Raw genomic sequence first — 17,427 nt, 5'->3', positions numbered from 1 at the left:
GAAGGCATGGCTGTGGAGACCACCAGCCGGTCGGCGCCCGCGACCGCAGGCGGCGAGAAGGGTGCCGCCGGCGGTCGCGGGCGGGGGACTGCGAAGAAGAGCGGCGGCGGCACGGGTGCCGCCAGGCTGCGCAGGGCGGTGGCGCGTCACTGGTACGCCTGGGCGATGGTCGCCCCGGTCGTCCTCGTCATCGGCGTCATCATCGGGTATCCGCTGCTGCGTGGCGTCTACCTGTCCCTCACGGACGCGGACGAGGCCAACGTCGAGCGCACCATCGGCGTCAACCACATCCCGTCGACGTACCGGTTCACCGGCCTCGAGAACTACACGGAGATCCTCGGGGACAGTGTCTTCTGGGACCGGCTGGGCTGGACGGTGGTGTGGACGGCCGGCTGCGTCGGCTTCACCTTCGGACTCGGCCTGGTGCTGGCCGTCATGCTCAACAGGCAGGTGCGCGGGCGGTCGTTCTACCGCATCGCGATGATCGTGCCGTGGGGCATTCCGGCGTTCGTCTCCGTCTTCGCCTGGAAGATGCTGTTCAACGAGAAGAGCGGACTGCTCAACCAGGTGCTCGACGGCGGCGGCATCGACGCGGTGCCCTGGCTGGGCGATCCCACCTGGGCCAAGGTCGCCGTCATCGCGGTGAACGTCTGGCTGGGCGTCCCCTTCATGATCGTGGCGATGCTCGGTGCCCTGCAGGGCATACCGGGCGAGCTGTACGAGGCGGCCGAGATGGACGGCGCCGGGCCCTGGCAGCGGTTCCGCAACATCACGCTGCCCGGAGTACGCACGGTCAGCAGCACGGTCGTCCTGCTCAGCACCATCTGGACCTTCAACATGTTCCCGGTGATCTACCTGCTCACCAGGGGCGGCCCGGAGGACTCCACGGAGATCCTGGTGACGTACGCCTTCCGGCTCTCCTTCATCAACAGCCCACGGGACTTCGCCACTTCGGCGGCATGGGGCGTACTCATCCTGGTGCTGCTCTCGCTCTTCACGATCGTCTACCGGCGGGCACTGCGCCGCCAGGGGGAGGTGTGGTGACGATGCGTTCCGCGCTTCGCACCCGGGGCGAGCGGGGCCCGCTGGCCTCGTTCGGGCTGCACGCAGGGCTGCTGGCCGCATCCCTCGTCGCGCTGTTCCCGCCGCTGTGGCTTCTGGTGACCTCGTTCAAACCCAAGAGCGAGTCCTTCTCGACCGCACTGGTCAAGAACTTCACGGTGGACAACTACGAACACGTCGTCGCCGACACCTACTTCCTGACCTGGTTCGGCAACTCGCTGCTCGTGGTGGTCGGTACGACCGTCGTCGGAGTCTTCATCGCCGCCACGACCGGCTACGCCATCAGCCGCTTCCGCTTCCCCGGGATGCGTCCGCTGATGTGGGTGCTGCTCATCACGCAGATGTTCCCGATGGCGGTGCTGATCGTGCCGCTCTACAACACTCTGGCGCGCCTGGGCCTGCTGAACCAGCCCGTCGGCCTGATCATCACGTATCTGACGGTCGCGGTGCCGTTCTGCGCCTGGATGATGAAGGGCTTCTTCGACAGCATCCCCGTCGACATCGACGAGTCCGGACGCGTCGACGGGCTCAACCCGTTCGGCACGTTCTGGCGGCTCGTGCTTCCGCTGGCCAGGCCGGGTCTCGCCGTCACCGGCTTCTACACCTTCGTGACCGCCTGGGCCGAAGTCGCCTACGCCACCGCCTTCATGACCGGCGAGGAGAACCTCACCCTCGCCGGCGGCCTGCAGACCTTCGTCAACCGCTACGGAGCGGACTGGGGCTCGATGACCGCGGCCGCGGTCATCATCGCCGTGCCGGCGGCCGTCGTCTTCGGCTTCGCGCAGCGGCACCTGGTCGCCGGCCTCACCGCGGGTGCGACGAAATCCTGACGCCCTCCGCCGTGCACCGGCCACGGACCGCCCGAACGCCGCAGACCGCTTCCTCTTCCGACCCACAGGGATGACATGACCCAGCATCTCGACCCCGCCCCCATGGCTGCGCCGACCCCGGTCACCGGGCGCGGCCCGGAGGGCGCCCCGGCGCAGGACGCCCGTGCGGCCACGGAGAAGGGCCGCACGGACTGGTGGCGGGAGGCGGTGATCTACCAGATCTATCCGCGTTCCTTCGCCGACGGCGACGGCGACGGCATGGGCGATCTCGCGGGCGTACGCGCCCGGTTGCCGTACCTCGCGCGGCTCGGCGTGGACGCCGTGTGGCTCAGCCCGTTCTACGCCTCGCCGCAGGCCGACGGCGGCTACGACGTGACCGACTACCGCTCCGTCGACCCCCTCTTCGGTGAACTCTCCGACGCCGCCGCCCTGATCGAGGACGCGCACGGGCTGGGGTTGCGCGTCATCGTCGACATCGTGCCCAACCACTCCTCCGACCGGCACGAATGGTTCCGGCGTGCGCTCCGGGAGGGCCCCGGCTCACCCGCGCGGGCCCGCTACCACTTCCGGCCGGGCAAGGGTGAGAACGGTGAACTGCCGCCCAACGACTGGGAGTCCGTCTTCGGCGGTTCGGCCTGGACGCGCGTCGGGGACGGCGAGTGGTACCTGCACCTCTTCGCGCCGGAACAGCCGGACTTCAACTGGGAACACCCCGCCGTACGCGACGAGTTCCGCACCGTGCTGCGCTTCTGGCTGGATCTGGGCGTCGACGGCTTCCGCGTCGACGTCGCACACGGAATGGTCAAGGCACCCGGCCTTCCCGACATGGGCAGCCCCGGGCAGTTGCGGCTGCTGGGCAGCGAGCAGCTGCCGTTCTTCGACCAGGACGGCGTGCACGAGATCTACCGCGACTGGCGGAAGGTCTTCGAGGAGTACCCCGGCGAGCGGATCGGCGTCGCCGAGGCGTGGGCGCCCAGCTCCGAGCGGACCGCCCTGTACGTACGCCCCGACGAGCTGCACCAGGCCTTCAACTTCCACTACCTGCAGACGGACTGGGACGCCGGCGCGCTGCGCGCCGTCATCACCGAATCGCTGGAGGCCATGCGTCCCGTCGGCGCCCCGGCGACCTGGGTGCTCTCGAACCACGACGTCGTACGCCACCGCACCCGGCTCGGCGGCGGCCTTCCCCGTGCACGTGCCGCCTCGCTGCTGATGCTGGCCCTGCCCGGATCCGCGTACGTCTACCAGGGCGAGGAGCTGGGCCTGCCGGAGGTCACCGACCTGCCCGACGAGGTCCGTCAGGATCCGTCCTTCTTCCGCGAAAGCGGCCAGGACGGGCTCCGCGACGGCTGCCGGGTGCCCTTGCCGTGGGAGAGGCGGGGAAGTTCCTACGGGTTCGGCACGGGCGGCAGCTGGCTGCCGCAGCCGGAGGAGTGGAGCGAGCTCTCGGTGGCCGCGCAGAGCGGCGACGAGGGCTCCACCCTGGAGATGTACCGCGCTGCGCTGCGCATCCGGCGCGAGCAACCCGGCCTCGGCGCGGGTGAGTCGGTGGAGTGGCTGCCCGCACCGGACGGAGTGCTCGCCTTCCGGCGGGGAAGCTTCGTCTGCACGGCCAACACGGGCGACAAGCCGGTCGAACTGCCCGCACGCCCGGGGAAGTTGCTGCTCGCCAGCGGTCCGTACGAAGGCGGTGAAGTCCTCCCCACGGACACCACTGCCTGGTGGACCACCGGGCCCGTCGCATGACGGCGGTGCTGCCCGCCACCCGCCTCGCCGACATCGCAGGACAGGCACAGGTCAGCGAAGCCACCGTCAGCCGCGTCCTCAACGGGAAGGCGGGTGTGGCCGATTCGACCCGGCAGCGGGTGCTCGCCGCGCTCGACGTGCTCGGCTACGACCGGCCCGTGCGGCTGCGGCAGCGCAGCGCCGGGCTCGTCGGGCTCGTCATCCCGGAGCTGACGAACCCGATCTTCCCGGCCTTCGCGCAGGTCATCGAGCAGGCGCTGACGGGCTACGGCTACACGCCGGTGCTCGGCACCCAGATGCCCGGCGGAGCGACCGAGGACGAACTGGTGGACCAGCTCGTCGAACGCGCCGTCACCGGCATCATCTTCCTCTCCGGGCTGCACGCCGACCTGTCCGCGGATCCGGGCCGGTACGCACGGCTCGCCACCCGTGGGGTGCCGTTCGTCCTCGTCAACGGCTACAACGACCGCATCGCGGCACCGTTCGTCTCACCGGACGACGCCGCGTCCTCCCGGATCGCCGTACGCCACCTGCGGGATCTGGGGCACGACCGGCTCGGACTCGCCGTGGGGCCTGACCGGTTCGTCCCCGCCCGGCGCAAGACGGAGGGCTTCCTCGCCGCCCTCGAGGACGGGGGGAGCGACGCGGGCACGGCCGCCGCGGGCCTGGTGCGTCACACCCTCTTCACCGTGGAGGGCGGGCACGCCGCGGCCGACGACCTGCTCAACGAGGGCTGCACCGGCCTCGTGTGCGGCAGCGACCTGATGGCGCTGGGCGCGGTGAGAGCAGCCAGGGCGCGGGGACTCGACGTGCCGAGGGACGTGTCCGTGGTCGGCTACGACGACTCGGAGCTGATCGCCTTCACCGATCCGCCGCTGACGACCGTGCGTCAGCCGGTACGTGCCATGGCCAACGCCGCCGTGCACACGCTGCTGGAGGAGATCCGCCAGAACCCGGTGCCCCAGACGGAGTTCGTCTTCCAGCCGGAACTCGTCGTGCGCGGCTCCACGGGGCAGGCGCCCCACGGCGCGGGACGCCCCCGGGCCGGGAGCACCTGACGCCGGCTTCCCCACTCCGGTCCGGCCGGCCGGCGGCCCGTACACGCGAGCCGCACGCGCCCGGCCGGTCGGGCCGGTCCCACCCCTGCCGCGGCACACGCCCCCGTGGCAGGGGCCGGAGTCCGCGGGGGGACGGGCGATCCGGCGGGCGGACCCCAACTCAGCGGCGTGCGCCCGGTGTCGAGCGCAGCGCGGGCAGGGTCTCGCCGTTCGAGAGCCGGGCCGTCAGCTTCACCTTCGCCCGCTTCGTCGCGGTGAGCGTGAGCGTACGGTCGGTCGAGAAGCCGCTCGGGCTCCCCTCGCCCCTGCCCTTGGCCTTGATGCCCGTCACCTTCGACGAACCCGCCGCCAGCACATACCAGTTGCCGGCCTGGGACTTCCAGCGTGTGGCGCTGACCACGTTCGGTTCGCGCTTGCCGCACGAGGGGGTGTCCACCGCCCGGGCCGTGAGCGTGGCGGGCTCGTCGGACTCGTCCGCGGGCGGCTGGAATCCGCCCAGGGCCTGCGCTCCTTCGCCCCGCCAGGTCTCCGCGCGGGTGCACGTCCAGGAAGCGATGCCCTCACTCTCCGGCAGCGACTGCTGCTTGAAACGCCAGGTGTTGACCGACCGCGTACCGCTTCCCACCAGCGTGCGCATCCCGCACGACGTGTGCGCCAGACGTGTGCGGGCACGCTCTCCCGTCGCCTCGCGCGCCTTGCGGCGCGGAGACCCGTAGGTGAGCCGGACGGCCGGCAGTTCGCCAAGGTCGGTGTAGAGACGCTTCTTCGGACGGCCGGAGTCCGTCTCGGAGGTGAGCATCAGTCCCGGCCAGCGTGAGCAGTCACGCGAGACCCTGGGCCCCGTCAGCGAGGCCAGCACCCCGTCGTGCTCCCTCCTGAGCGCGCGGCCGGAGTCGTCCGGCTGCAGCAGATCCGTCTCGGCTGCCCCGGTGACCCAGGGAGCTGTCAGATAGCGGACGTTGGAGTCGCTGCGGGAGACGACGAGGGCGGCGGAGGTGGCCATGTCCGCGCCGTCCGTACGCGCCAGGTCGAGCACGGCACCGCCCTCCTCCGCCCCCTCCGGCTCGGCGTAGCGCGCGACTCGCAGACCGTCGTGGAGAACGACGACCTGCGCGCCGTCGAGCCGTCCTGCGTACAGCAGATGGGGCGGGCCCGTCGGCGGACCGGGGGAGGTGCCGCGGGTCGCGGAGACCCTCACCTGCGGGCCGGGCCGGGCCCATACGGCCAGTGCACGGCGCAACAGGGCCTGGTTGCCGGTGAGTTCACCGCGAGCAGGCCAGACGGAGAAGTCGGGGCGGGAGGCCCGCTTCCAGGTGCCGGCCGGAACGCGCACCAACGCGCCCGGATCGAGGGCCTTTTCGGCGACGGGATTGCGTGCGTAGGGCGGCGCGGCGGCGCCGTCCGGACCCCAGGCGCCGCCCGGAAGTCCCAGCAGCGCACCGCACACGGCGAGAGCCACGGCCGCCACGAGCGCGGCGCGGCCGTGCTGGCGGCGCCGCGTCAGGTCGGTGGGCCTGGCCTGCAACGAGCACGGGTCGAACTCGGGGGACGCCAGCAGCGACCGGTCCTTGCTGCCCGCGGGCGCCCGGATTCCGTCCGCCTCCCGCAGCGCCGCCGCGGGGTCCCGCACGCCGGCCTCGCCGAGCATGGCGTGGATCTCACCGTCCGCCAGGCCCTCCAGGCCGCGCAGCGCGTAGGCCGCCCGCGCCGCACCCGAGACCTCGGACAGCGCTTCGTCCAGGGCGAGTTCGTCGGCACCGCCCGAGCGCGGGAAGAGGCGCAGACCGAACACCTGAGGGAGAAGACCGGGACGCCGGGGCAGCCGGGGCAGGGGCAACGGGCCGATGCGGCGGGTACGTTCACCGGCGAGCGCCTCGCTGAGCATCCGTGCCGCGAGCCAGAGGCAGACCTCACCCGCCGGACCGGTCCGCCCGCTCGTCCCGTCGCCGGTGCCGGTGGCGTCGCCCGTGCCGGCTGCCGCACCATGGCTGCGCTGCGGGGGAAGCGGTCCCGTAGCGGCGGCGTCCCGGCTGCGCGGCAGGGCGCGCTGTACGAGCGAGTGCGCCGCCAGTACCCGTCGCTGCCGTGCGAGTGAGGGCGGCAGCACCAGATAGGCGAGCCGCACGAGGCGTGGGTAGTGCTCCACGAGCGCGGCTTCGGCCTGCTGTACGTCCAGGGACGGGAGCTGTGTACGGGGGGTCTGCTGGGAAGTCGCTTCCGAAAGGGCCACGTGAGCGAGAACGAACGAGCGGGACGTTGGTCACCTGACGGGCCGCACCGCGCGAGCGGCGCGGCAGACACGGTGCGCCTCGCCGGACGGCCGTGCCCGTGGCCCGTGCGTCGCAGGGCGGGCGGGGGCCTGTTCGACGGAACCTGGAGCAGGCTCTTCCCCGGACTCCGGAGGACCCCTGGGGACGCCGGAAAGAGCCGGAGCCCGAAGCCGGAGCCCGAAGCCGGAGGTCGCGGAGGTCGCGGAGAACGCCGGGGAACGCCGGGGAACGGGAAGCACGCCGAACAAGCCGGAATCAGAAGGAGCGCGAAGATGACCGAGCACCCCACGCCGTTGCACGCCCTCTACGGCCGGTGGCTGGAGGACCTGTGGAACGGGGACCCCTCAGTGGCCGCCGAGATCGTCACCCCCGACTTCGTGGGCCACTGGCCGGACCGCGAGGTGCACGGCCCCGGCGAGCTCGCCGCGGCCGTCCGCGAGACCCACGAGATGTTCGACGGCGTCTCCTTCACGCGGGAGGTCGGCCCGTTCGTGGACGGCGACATGGTCGCGGGCCGCTGGACCGGGAGCGGGCAACTGCCGCAGGGCACCGCGCGGTTCATCGGGAACGACATCCTGCGGGCCCGCGGCGGCCTGTTCGCCGAGTACTGGGTGGCAACGGTGGTGCTGTCCTGACGTACGAGGTCCGCAGCGGCCGGCGCGTCTGCCGCTGCCGCCGAGGCACCCACGGAACCGCCGCGCACGGCCGCGGTCCCGGACCCGGCGCGGGCGCCGGGTCCGGGACGGCACCCCGGACCCGGCCCTTCCTCAGCGGACGTCGAAGTCCTCGAACTCGACCGTGCCACGTGCCCCGTTGCCGCCGTTCGTCGCCGACATGAACAGGCCCACGTCCTGGTGTGACCCCGCGGCGGGCACCTGCACCGTCCCCACGGAGCGCCAGCCGGCACCGTCGTCCGTGGACAGGGCGCCCCGGAAGGTCTGCCCGTCGCGCGTCAGGCGCAGCAGTACCGGGGCCGTCACGCCGGTGACCTGCTTGAAGGTGTCGAGTTCGCCGTCGCCGTCGGAGTCGTAGGAGAGCACCACGCCGTTGGCGGGGGTGACGGAGAGGTTCACGAACCCCGGTGAACCCGTACCCGGCAGGTCGTTGCGCGCGATGATGCCCGCGCGGGCCCACGGGCCGGTGACCTCCTGCGAGGTGACCCGGACCGTCACGGAGACGCCGTCCCGCAGGGCGCCCGCCCGGTAGACGGCACCGAAGTGCGAGGTGCCTTTCCACATGTCGTCGCCGGCGCCGTTGATCGCGAAGCGTCGGCCGAGCTGACCGAACACGGCGTCGTTGGTGGTGAACGTCGAGAGGCCGTCGTCCAGCGGCCCGGCGACGTACAGCTTGCCCTGGTGGGGCATCCGCACCCGGCGTTCGCCCTCCGGGCCGTACTCCACCGTCAGCTCGTAGTCCATCGGCCTCAGCGGCTCCTTCAGCTTGTCCTTCGGCGCGCGGACCCGCCACTTCACGGTGGCCCTCTCGCCCTGCCGGACCTGGAGGACGGAGGTGGAGCCTTGCGGTTCGGCGTCCCGGAGGCCGGTGAGGGAGAAGTCGACGGTCCCGGTGGGCCGCAGGCCGTTCTCGTTGCGGAAGACGGCGTCGAAGTCGCCGGTGGCGCCGGGCTCCAGCGTCGCCGGGTCGGACTTGACCTCGACGCTGCCCTGGAACGGAGCCTTGGCCAGTGCGGTGTGCACGCGCTGGGCGGTGCGGTAGGCGTCGCCGGAGGGGCGCTGCGGATACTCCTTGCGCTCCCGGGTCCAGGCCGCTTCGAGTTCGTACCAGTCGAAGGACTTGGGCGCGTTGCCCTGCGCCAGCGCGTCCTCCAGCGCCTCCAGGTAGGCGCGCCACTGGGGGAGGTGGTAGTCGCCGATGAGGCCCTGCCAGTCGCGGTTGGCGTAATTGGCGAGCTTGCCCTTGTCCGCGGCGGGACGGTCCGCCCACGGGCCGAGCAGGGTACGGGCGGTGCGCTCCAGCCGGTCCTGCTCGTCCGCGGCGCTGCCCGCCTGACGACGGGCGTCGGCGAGCCACGGGCCGAGCAGGAACGAGCGGTGCGTGTCGGCGACCTCCTCGCTCAGCCTCATCAGGGAGAGCCACTGCGTGCTGAGTCTGCGGAATCCGGCGAGGTCCTCGCGCTCGTACGCCGACTTGAGCTGGCCGATCAGCAGCCAGGACCGGTTGGCGAGGGCCTGCCGCGCCGTGTCCGCGAGGTCGTAGCGGTAGGCGTCGCTGCCGCGCAGCGACTCCGCCACGTCCAGCAGCGCCGTGAGTGCCGGGTCGAAGTCCGCGAGGTCGAAGGCCGGACTCTTGGTGGCGTAGTGGGCACCCGAGCGGGCGGAGAGGCTGGGCCGGGCGGAGAAGATGCTGTCGTGGGGACGTCCGTCCGTGCTGCTGATCTCGTAGGCGGTGCTGCGCAGAGTGGCGAACGCGCTGCGGGCCCGGGCGTCGTCGCCGCCGTAGCGCAGCTTCGCGTAGTCGGCGAACCACTGGTCGCGGTCGACGGGTTCCTGACGCCACGCCAGTTCGCTGAACAGCTCGAACGCCGCGGGGTCGCGGTGGGTGGACTCCGGCATGTACGCGGTGCCCACGAGCTTGCTGCCGGCCCTGTCGCGCCACGCGGCGAACCGGTCGGCCCACATGTGGGTCTTGGCGCCGACCGTGGTGCGTCCGCCGAAGTTGTGGATGGTGCCGAAGGCGTAGGGGACGCCGCCCCAGTCCTTCTCCCGGTCGGTGATCTTCTCCAGGTCGGAGAGCCCGTCGACGACCATCGCGCGGTCCTTGTGCCGCAGGGCGTCGAGGAGTTCGCGGCGCGGGTTGTGCTGCCAGCCGAGGATCACCCAGGTCGCGCCGGGCAGCGCGGTCTGCAGCGCCTTCTCCACGGCGCGTGCGGCGTCCGGGACGGGCACGTCACCGGCCTTGCCGCCCTCGTGCAGCAGGTCCATCTTGACGTGCCGGATCTCGCCGAAGAGGTCCTTCTGGTGTGCGTAGTAGGCCGCGGCGACCTTGCGGAAGACAGCGGTGCGCGGATCGAGCCAGGCCGGCCGCGTCAGCCCGTTCCAGTCGCCCTGCGGGACGGTCCTCCCGCCCGGGTTACGGTCCGCGAAGTCGTCGGGCACCGTGCCGAAGTAGCCCGGCAGCACGGCGTGCATGCCCAGTTCACGCAGCCTCGCCACGATGCGGCGGCCGAGCTCCGTACGGCGCTCCAGCAGTCCGGCGGAGACGGGGCCGCCGTACTCGGAGAGGTTCTGCAGCAGCCACCACGGCTGGTGGGAGGGGGCGGGGATCCAGCTGCGCGCCTCGGCGTCGGAGTAGCCGAAGTCCTTCAGCAGCCGGTGGTAGACGCCTTCCGAACCGGTCGTCACCAGGACTTCGTTGCAGCCGTGCAGCGCCATCACGTCGATGAACCGCTCCCAGTGGTCCCAGTCGGCGTAGGGGGCGGTGTAACCGTCGTGGGTGTCGTTGAGCATGAAGCGGTGCGCCACGGTTGCGCTGTGCTCGTGCGGGCTGCCGGGTGCGGGCAGCTTCGCGGGCAGGTCGAGCTGGCTGCCCGCCCAGGAGACGTGCGCGTGGCAGGTGTACTTGAGGTACCAGTGCAGACCGGTCAGCGCCACGGCGGGGGAACTGCCCGCGATCTCGACGGCGCCCTCGCTCCCGGACACCTTGAAGCGTTCCTTGCCGCTCGTCAGCGCGGTGAAGGAGATCTGGCCGGCGTGGTCGGGCAACAGCCGCCGCACCGCGGCCTGGGCGGGCCCCATGTCGGTGTCCGCGCGACGGGCGTCCCGGCCGGCGGCGACCTCGGCGGCGACCTCGGCGGCGGCCGGGTTGGCGCTGCCGCCGAGCGCCGCGCCCGCTCCGATCGCCCCGGCCGTGCCCAGAAGTGTGCGTCTGTTGATGTCCTCCACGTCGTGCTCCACTTCTCACGTCGTTGCTGCTCACAGCTGTCACATGTGGTGCGCACGCTAATGGAGTGGCGTCTGTCGGCACGAGAGGCGCGGCACGCCGCGGCCCGTCAGCCCCTGTCTGCTCCGTCCAGATATGCGAGGACTGCGAGTACACGGCGGTTGTCGTCGTCGGAGGGCGGAAGGTCCAGCTTTCCGAAGATGTTGGAGGTGTGCTTGGCCACGGCCCGCTCGGTGACGAAGAGTTGGGTGGCGATCGCCGCGTTCGAACGTCCCTGCGCCATCAGCTCCATCACCTCCTTCTCGCGGGCTGTGAGTTTCGCCATAGGTTCGTCCTGAGCACGGCGTGAGAGCAGCTGCTGGATCACCTGCGGGTCCATCGCCGTGCCGCCTTCGGCGACCCGCCGCACCCCGTCGATGAACTGCTCCGCGTCGAAGACCCGGTCCTTGAGGAGATAGCCGACGCCGCCGGTCCCGTCGGCGAGCAGCTCACGGGCGTAGAGCTGCTCGACGTGCTGGGAGAGGACGAGTACGGGCAGGCCGGGGCGCTTGCGGCGGGCTTCGAGGGCGCACTGGAGGCCCTCGTCGCTGAAGGAGGGCGGCAGGCGGACGTCGACGACTGCGACGTCCGGTTCGAGTTCGTCGAGGGCCCGGCTCAGCTCCGGCCCGTTGTCCACTGCCGCGGCGATCTCGAAGCCGAACGCCTCCAGCATCCGGACCAGGCCGTCGCGCAACAGGAACAGGTCTTCGGCGATGACAACGCGCACGGGATCTCCACGAGGGCCGGGAAGCTGGGATGTGCCCCGAATCTACCGGCCTGGCACCGTGACCAGCGCGCGTTCAGGACGACCCGTGGGGACGGTCGCACATCGGCCGTCCGGGCGCCCCCGGCACGGCAGGGGATGACGCCCCGTCAGCCGAGGGCCGACTCCACCTGCGCGAGGATCTCCGTGACGCGCTGCGCGAAGCGCACGTCGCAGGGGTGCGCCCTGCCCGTACGAGCCGACTCGTCCAGGGCGTCGACGGCGCGGGCGAAGGCGTCCACCGGTGACTCGTCCCGCTCGGGCAGCCGCGCCGTCCCCGCGGAGCCCCGCAGCTCGGCGGAGACGCCGGAGGCGGCCGGCGGCATGGAGTGGCTGAGCGTGCACGTGCTCGACGCTCCCCGCTCGTGGCGCAGAACGACGTGGACGGTGTCGCCCGCGCCCCGCGCGGCACGGACATCTTCGAGGTCGTCCACATCCCCCAGCACGGGAAGCAGCACGGACAGCGCATGCGGCCCGACGTCCCACAGCGCGCCCCTCTCGCGGCGCCAGGGCGATGCCGTGTACGGGGAGTCGCCCCCGCCGAAGACGGGGGAGAGCCAGTCCGCCCGGCCGGTCAACCAGCCCTCGATGCCTGCCTGTTCCTCGATCCACGACGCCGTCGGTCCGCTGAAGCGGAGCGTGAAGAAGACGACCGAGGCGACGCCCGCCGCCCGTACGGCGTCCGACACCTGCCGGGCGGCCTCGGGCGTTGTCGCGACGGGCTTGTCCAGCAGCAGGTGGCAGCCCGCTCCGGCCGCGCGTACCGCCAACGGGGCCTGCACGTCGGGGGGAAGCGCCACGGCGACGGCGTCGCAGTCGCTGAGCAGCGCGTCCACGTCGTCGTAGGGGCGGGTCCCCAGCTCGTCGGCGAGAGCACGGGCGGCCTCCGGGCGGCGGCCCCACACGCCGGTCAGCTGCGCGTCCTTGTGCGTCGCGAGTGCGGGGCCGTGCGTGCTCGCCGCCCAGGGGCCCGTGCCGAGCAGTCCGAACTTCATGCGCGTTCCTCTCCGGTGTGACTGGCGTAGCTGCCGCGGGCCACGTCGCAGACGTCGACGGAAGTGTGCAGGGTGATGCCGGGCATGGGCTTGACGTGGTCCCGGGCGAGCCCGAGCACCGCGCGGGAGAGTTCCGCCTTCGCCTCGGGCGTACGTCCGGACAGCAGGGCCACCTCCACGTGGAGCATGGCGACCTCGTCCGCACCGTCCGCGATCACACACTCCTCGATCTGCCGGAAGCGGGTCTTGCAGCCTGCGACGGAGCCCTCCACGGTGCGCGCGAGCAGCGGATGCAGGGCGAGGCCGAAGCCGCGGCGGTCGAAGGTCTCGGCGAGGACATCGGAATAGTCGACGGTGATGTGCGGCATGGGGGCAGGGTACGGGGTGCCGCGGCGCCTCACGGGAGAAGCTCGCCGGACCGGGGGAACGGGCGTCCGGTGGTGGAGCGTGCTGCGGGAAGAGGTCCTTGACCTGCGGAAACCGGCCGTGCGGCCTGTTCCGCGACCGGGTGCCGGGACGCCGGAACGCGCCCCGGCCACCCTGGTGCGGACCGTGGGACGAGGGCGCGTCCGGCGCCGCGCCGCCGGTTCAGCGGCGTGCGGCCGGGACGTCCGGACGGCCCGGACCCCCGCTGTCGGAACCCCCGCTGTCGGAACCCCTGCTGTCGGAACCCCCGCTGTCGGGACGGCCGTCCCCGGGTGCGCCCGCTCCGGCACCCGCGCGCGCCGCGGCGCCGTTCGCCCCGCCGGCGGCTGCCGGGAGCGTTCCCGCGGACGCTCCGTGCTCCGGGTCGGGGAGCCGGCGGAGCCAGCGCGGCAGGTACCAGTTGTGCTCCCCGAGCAGGGTCATCACCGCGGGGAGGAGCACCATCCGTACGACCGTCGCGTCCAGCAGCACCGCCACCGCGAGGCCGACGCCCATCTGCTGCATGTCCTGCATCGACAGGGTTCCGAACACCGCGAAGACCGCCACCATGATCACTGCTGCACCGGTCACCGCACCCGCGGTGGCGCGTACGCCCTCGCGGATCGCCTCCTTCGTCTCCGCACCCCGGTCATGGGCCTCGCGGATCCGCGAGACCACGAAGACGTGGTAGTCCATCGACAGCCCGAACAGCACCACGAGGACGAACAGCGGCATCCACGACTCGATCGCGCCGACCGCCTCCGTGCCCAGCAGCCCGGCTCCCCAGCCGTGCTGGAAGACGGCTGTCATCACGCCGTACGCCGCCCCCACCGACAGCAGGTTGAGCACGACGGACGCGGCGGCGACGGGCAGCGAACGGAAGCAGACGAGCATCAGCAGGAAGGTCACGGCCGTGATGAAGAGGAAGACCGGCACGATCCCCCGGCTCAACTGGTCGTTGAAGTCCATCGAACTCGCCGTCTCACCGCCCACGTAGGCCTTCGAGTCCTCGGCCACCGGCTCCAGCGTGCGGGGAACGAGGCTCTCGCGGAGCGTGCCGACCGCGGCCTTCGAAGTGGCGTCGGTGCCGTCGCCCGCCAGGGGGACGAGGACCTGGACGACGTCCGAGCCGGGATGCACGGTGGTCTTCACATCCTTGCCGAAGGCCCCGTCGGCGCGGACCTGGCGGGTGAAGTCCGCCAGAGCCCGCCGCACTGCCGGTGCGTCCACGTTGCGGGTCCCGACCACGACACGCGCCGGAGTGGGCCCCCCTGGGAAGGTCTCGCTGATCGCTTCCGAGCTGATCCGCAGCGGCGAGTCGGAGGGCATCTGCTTGTCGAGGGAGAGCTGTTCGGTCTTGATGCCGAGCGCCGGCGCGGACAGCGCCAGCATGGCCACCGCGGCCAGGACCGCGAAGACGCCCGGCGCCGCCAGTACGGGTCGCAGCACCGCGGCCGAGACGCGTCCGCTCTCCCGCGCCGGCGCCGTCCCGCGGCCGTGCCCGGCGGTTCCGTCCGTGCGGCGCCGCCAGGGCAGCCTCCCCCGCTCCACGCGGTCCCCGAGCCACGAGAGCAGAGCGGGCAGGATCGTCACGGAACCGAGCACGGCGATGAGGACGACGAGGATGACGGCGACGGCGAAGCCCTTGAACATCAGGAGCCCGGACAGGAAGAGGCCCGCCATGGCCACCATCACCGTGAGCCCGGACACCAGCACCGCACGTCCGCTGGTGGCGGCGGCGATGCGCAGGGCCGTCCCGGGGTCCCGGCCCGCAGCCCGTTCGTCGCGTTCCCGGCGCAGGTAGAACAGGCAGTAGTCGATGCCCACCGCGAGACCCATCAGCAGCATCACGGAACTGGTGGTGTCGAAGATGTGCAGCTGATGGCTGGCCAGCGCCAGCAGCCCGTTGGCGGCGACGAACGCGGTGACGGCCAGCGCGACGGGCAGCAGCGCGGCGACCAGCGCCCCGAACGCGACCAGCAGGATCCCCAGGGCGAGCGGTACGGCTGTCCACTCGGCCTTGGCGAAGTCGTCGCTCAGCATCTCGCCGAGCCACTTGTCGGCGCTGGCCTGGCCGTACTGGTGGAGTTCGACGCCGTCACCGCGGTGCGCCGCCCGTACCTTCCCCACCGCGTCCACGACCGGCTGCACGCGGTCGCCGGCGGTCTCCGCGTCACCCTTCACCTGGAAGTTCAGCAGCCCCGCGGTGCCGTCCTTCGACGGCACCGGAGGACGCATCCGCCGCACCTCGCCGGTGGCCTTCACGGCCTCGGCGACCTCGCGGGCGACCGGCTGCCAGTGCTCGCGCGACTCGCCGGTCACCATGACCATCTCGCCGGCGGGTTCCTCGATCCCGGCCTCCTCCAGGATCCGGGTGGCGCGGGCGGAGTCCCCCGTCTCGCCCTCGGACGGGCTCACCTCGGCGACGCCGGCCATGCCGCCGACGGTCGCGGCCAGTACGACGAACAGCAGCCAGCCGACGATCGCGGTCCTGCGGTGAGCTGTGCTCCAGCCGCCGAGCCGCGCGGCCAGACCCTGCCCGTGTCCGTCCTGCGGCAGCCGCGGACCGGGCGCCCGGTGCGGCCCCTCGGGCCCGGGCGGACTCGAACTGTCGCGTCGCATCGCTGATTTCCCCTCGTCGGAGCCGGTCGGTCGAGATCACGACGCTAGAAAGCGGCCGCGCCCCGCCCCAGCCGCCGAGACCCCCTCTTCCAGCACCGCCGAGGCCCCCGTCGGCGGCAGGGCCGGCAGGAGGGCGGGGGTGGGGCCAGGTACACCCCCTTCGGGGTGCGGGTCCCCGTGTCCGCGCCACGGGGACGGGCGCAGACTGGTGGAGGGCCCCGGACAGCGGCCCGAGGTGCGGGGGCGTACGGGGGAGAGGGAGCGTTGCCGTGAACCAGCGGGAGAAGGCCGGAGTGCTCGTCGAGGACGCGGAACTGCGCTGGCGTGCCCGCAACGCACTCGTGGCCGCGGTGCGCGGGCTCGCGCTGTGTGTGATGTCCCTCGGCTTCTCCCTGGCCCTCTTCATCCTCAGCGTGGTGTCGATCGCCTTGAGCGTGCTGGGGATAGGGCTCTTCACCACCCCCGCGGTGACCCATCTCGTACGCATGCACGCCGACCAGCGGCGCCACTTCGCCCGCGACTGGGCGGGCATGGACGTGCCCCGGCCCTACCGCCCGCTGCCGCCCGTCACCAGCATGGGCAGCGTCGTCGAACGCTGGACCCGCCTGATGCGCGACCCCGCGACCTGGCGGGACCTGGCCTGGCTGCTGACGGACTCCGTCGTGGGGTTCGTCAGTGCGCTGTTCCCTCCCGCGCTCATCGCGTACGGCATCGAAGGCTTCGTGATCATGGCCGGCGTGTGGCGGGCCGTGCAGCACGAGTACTGGTACGCGTTCATCCCCGTCGAAGGGTTCGGCACGGCCACACTGTGCGCCTGCCTCGGCGCCGTCCTGATCACGCTCTCGCTCTTCGTGAACCCCTCCTTCATCCAGGGGCACTTCGTCATCGTCAAGGCGATGATCTCGCCCAGCCGCGGCGCCCAGCTGGAACAGCGCGTCGAGCACCTGTACGAGACGCGGCACGACGCCGTCGACTCCTCGGCAGCCGAACTGCGCCGCATCGAACGCGACCTGCACGACGGCGCACAGGCCCGCCTGGTCTCCATGGGCATGAGCCTCGGCACCATCGAGGCGCTCGTCGAGAAGGACCCCGCACAGGCGAAGAAGCTCATCGCCCAGGCACGCCAGAACTCCGCGGACGCCCTGACCGAACTGCGGGACCTCGTACGGGGAATCCACCCGCCGGTGCTCGCCGAGCGCGGCCTCGGCGACGCCGCGCGGGCCCTGGCGCTGCGCATGCCCGCCCCGGTCGAGACGGAAGTGGAGCTGGACGGCCGCTTCGCCGAACCGGTCGAATCGGCCGCGTACTTCGCCGTCAGCGAGCTCCTGACCAACGCCGCCAAGCACGCACGCGCCGAACGCGTCTGGCTGGACATCCACTACAGCGAGGACGCGGGCGGCGTGCTGCGCATCGCCGTCACCGACGACGGACGGGGCGGCGCCGACATCACGAAGGGCACGGGGATGGAGGGTATCGAACGGCGGCTCCGCCAGTTCGACGGCATCCTCGCAGTCAGCAGCCCCCCGGGCGGGCCGACGATGGTGACGATGGAGATCCCCTGTGCCCGTACGTCCGGGCCGGGCGTCCCGGGCTCCCCGCGGCGGCCGTAGCGACCGGCCGCCGCCCGGCCGCGCCCGCCGGAGTCGGGCGGTGAGGCGAGCCGCGCTGTGAGGTGAGCCGCCGTGTGGCGCGGCCGCACCGCCGGAGCCGCGTCACGCACTCCCGGCCCCGGGAGGG

The 17,427-nt window shown here is 72.2% G+C and carries 12 protein-coding genes; 6 read left to right on the top strand and 6 right to left on the bottom strand.

What is annotated here, in order from left to right:
- The first annotated feature begins 6 nt into the window (after nucleotides 1–6).
- The 4 genes from ACFPA8_RS02345 (at nucleotide 7) to ACFPA8_RS02330 (ending at nucleotide 4,696) form a co-directional block, all read left to right on the top strand.
- Nucleotides 7–1,044 (top strand): carbohydrate ABC transporter permease, encoded by a 1,038-nt coding sequence (locus tag ACFPA8_RS02345; RefSeq protein WP_386441461.1) that lies wholly within the window; start codon nucleotides 7–9, stop codon nucleotides 1,042–1,044.
- A 2-nt stretch (nucleotides 1,045–1,046) separates the two neighbouring features.
- Nucleotides 1,047–1,892, top strand: coding sequence for a sugar ABC transporter permease (locus tag ACFPA8_RS02340; protein WP_386442770.1), 846 nt, complete (start codon nucleotides 1,047–1,049; stop codon nucleotides 1,890–1,892).
- Nucleotides 1,893–1,967: 75 nt separating this feature from the next.
- Complete coding sequence (locus ACFPA8_RS02335) at nucleotides 1,968–3,638, top strand: glycoside hydrolase family 13 protein (protein WP_386441458.1); 1,671 nt, start codon at nucleotides 1,968–1,970, stop codon at nucleotides 3,636–3,638.
- On the top strand, nucleotides 3,635–4,696 hold the full coding sequence (locus tag ACFPA8_RS02330; RefSeq protein WP_386442767.1) for a LacI family DNA-binding transcriptional regulator: 1,062 nt from the start codon (nucleotides 3,635–3,637) through the stop codon (nucleotides 4,694–4,696). Before ACFPA8_RS02335 ends, ACFPA8_RS02330 begins: the two co-directional genes overlap by 4 nt.
- A 160-nt stretch (nucleotides 4,697–4,856) precedes the next feature.
- Here ACFPA8_RS02330 and ACFPA8_RS02325 read toward each other — a convergent pair whose 3' ends face one another.
- Nucleotides 4,857–6,926 carry a hypothetical protein gene (locus ACFPA8_RS02325; RefSeq protein ID WP_386441456.1) on the bottom strand — a complete coding sequence of 690 codons (2,070 nt, stop codon included), beginning with the start codon at nucleotides 6,924–6,926 and terminating at the stop codon, nucleotides 4,857–4,859.
- Between the two features lie 312 nt (nucleotides 6,927–7,238).
- Here ACFPA8_RS02325 and ACFPA8_RS02320 point away from each other — a divergent pair, with 312 nt between their 5' ends.
- On the top strand, nucleotides 7,239–7,601 hold the full coding sequence (locus ACFPA8_RS02320; protein WP_386441453.1) for an ester cyclase: 363 nt from the start codon (nucleotides 7,239–7,241) through the stop codon (nucleotides 7,599–7,601).
- A 132-nt stretch (nucleotides 7,602–7,733) separates the two neighbouring features.
- Here ACFPA8_RS02320 and ACFPA8_RS02315 read toward each other — a convergent pair whose 3' ends face one another.
- The 5 genes from ACFPA8_RS02315 to ACFPA8_RS02295 form a co-directional block, all read right to left on the bottom strand.
- The gene (locus tag ACFPA8_RS02315) at nucleotides 7,734–10,868 is read right to left on the bottom strand and encodes an alpha-N-acetylglucosaminidase (protein ID WP_386441452.1); all 3,135 of its coding nucleotides are present in this window, start codon (nucleotides 10,866–10,868) and stop codon (nucleotides 7,734–7,736) included.
- A gap of 107 nt (nucleotides 10,869–10,975) precedes the next feature.
- Nucleotides 10,976–11,632: a LuxR C-terminal-related transcriptional regulator gene (locus ACFPA8_RS02310; protein WP_386441449.1), complete on the bottom strand. Its 657-nt coding sequence runs from the start codon at nucleotides 11,630–11,632 to the stop codon at nucleotides 10,976–10,978.
- Nucleotides 11,633–11,778: 146 nt separating this feature from the next.
- Nucleotides 11,779–12,663: a Gfo/Idh/MocA family protein gene (locus tag ACFPA8_RS02305; protein WP_386441447.1), complete on the bottom strand. Its 885-nt coding sequence runs from the start codon at nucleotides 12,661–12,663 to the stop codon at nucleotides 11,779–11,781.
- Complete coding sequence (locus ACFPA8_RS02300) at nucleotides 12,660–13,031, bottom strand: 5-carboxymethyl-2-hydroxymuconate Delta-isomerase (RefSeq protein ID WP_386441444.1); 372 nt, start codon at nucleotides 13,029–13,031, stop codon at nucleotides 12,660–12,662. The genes ACFPA8_RS02305 and ACFPA8_RS02300 overlap by 4 nt, the downstream gene beginning before the upstream one ends.
- Before the next feature lie 220 nt (nucleotides 13,032–13,251).
- Complete coding sequence (locus ACFPA8_RS02295) at nucleotides 13,252–15,690, bottom strand: MMPL family transporter (protein WP_386441443.1); 2,439 nt, start codon at nucleotides 15,688–15,690, stop codon at nucleotides 13,252–13,254.
- Between the two features lie 374 nt (nucleotides 15,691–16,064).
- Between ACFPA8_RS02295 and ACFPA8_RS02290 the strand changes: the two genes are divergently transcribed.
- Entirely contained in the window at nucleotides 16,065–17,300 is a 1,236-nt protein-coding gene (locus tag ACFPA8_RS02290; RefSeq protein WP_386442764.1) for a sensor histidine kinase, read from the top strand.
- Nucleotides 17,301–17,427 lie beyond the last annotated feature (127 nt).

Origin of the sequence: Streptomyces ovatisporus, from assembly GCF_042653885.1 — a bacterium.
Classification (GTDB): domain Bacteria; phylum Actinomycetota; class Actinomycetes; order Streptomycetales; family Streptomycetaceae; genus Streptomyces; species Streptomyces ovatisporus.
The sequence above is the reverse complement of the archived record's forward strand: the minus strand, read 5'-3'. Positions and strand labels throughout refer to the sequence as shown.

Excerpts from the sequence above, each read along its gene's own strand:
- ACFPA8_RS02335 (WP_386441458.1), top strand. The coding sequence starts at position 1,968 with ATGACCCAGCATCTCGACCCCGCCCCCATGGCTGCGCCGACCCCGGTC.
- ACFPA8_RS02345 (WP_386441461.1), top strand. The coding sequence starts at position 7 with ATGGCTGTGGAGACCACCAGCCGGTCGGCGCCCGCGACCGCAGGCGGC.
- ACFPA8_RS02320 (WP_386441453.1), top strand. The coding sequence starts at position 7,239 with ATGACCGAGCACCCCACGCCGTTGCACGCCCTCTACGGCCGGTGGCTG.
- ACFPA8_RS02305 (WP_386441447.1), bottom strand. The coding sequence starts at position 12,663 with ATGAAGTTCGGACTGCTCGGCACGGGCCCCTGGGCGGCGAGCACGCAC.
- ACFPA8_RS02340 (WP_386442770.1), top strand. The coding sequence starts at position 1,047 with ATGCGTTCCGCGCTTCGCACCCGGGGCGAGCGGGGCCCGCTGGCCTCG.
- ACFPA8_RS02295 (WP_386441443.1), bottom strand. The coding sequence starts at position 15,690 with ATGCGACGCGACAGTTCGAGTCCGCCCGGGCCCGAGGGGCCGCACCGG.
- ACFPA8_RS02290 (WP_386442764.1), top strand. The coding sequence starts at position 16,065 with ATGTCCCTCGGCTTCTCCCTGGCCCTCTTCATCCTCAGCGTGGTGTCG.
- ACFPA8_RS02300 (WP_386441444.1), bottom strand. The coding sequence starts at position 13,031 with ATGCCGCACATCACCGTCGACTATTCCGATGTCCTCGCCGAGACCTTC.
- ACFPA8_RS02330 (WP_386442767.1), top strand. The coding sequence starts at position 3,635 with ATGACGGCGGTGCTGCCCGCCACCCGCCTCGCCGACATCGCAGGACAG.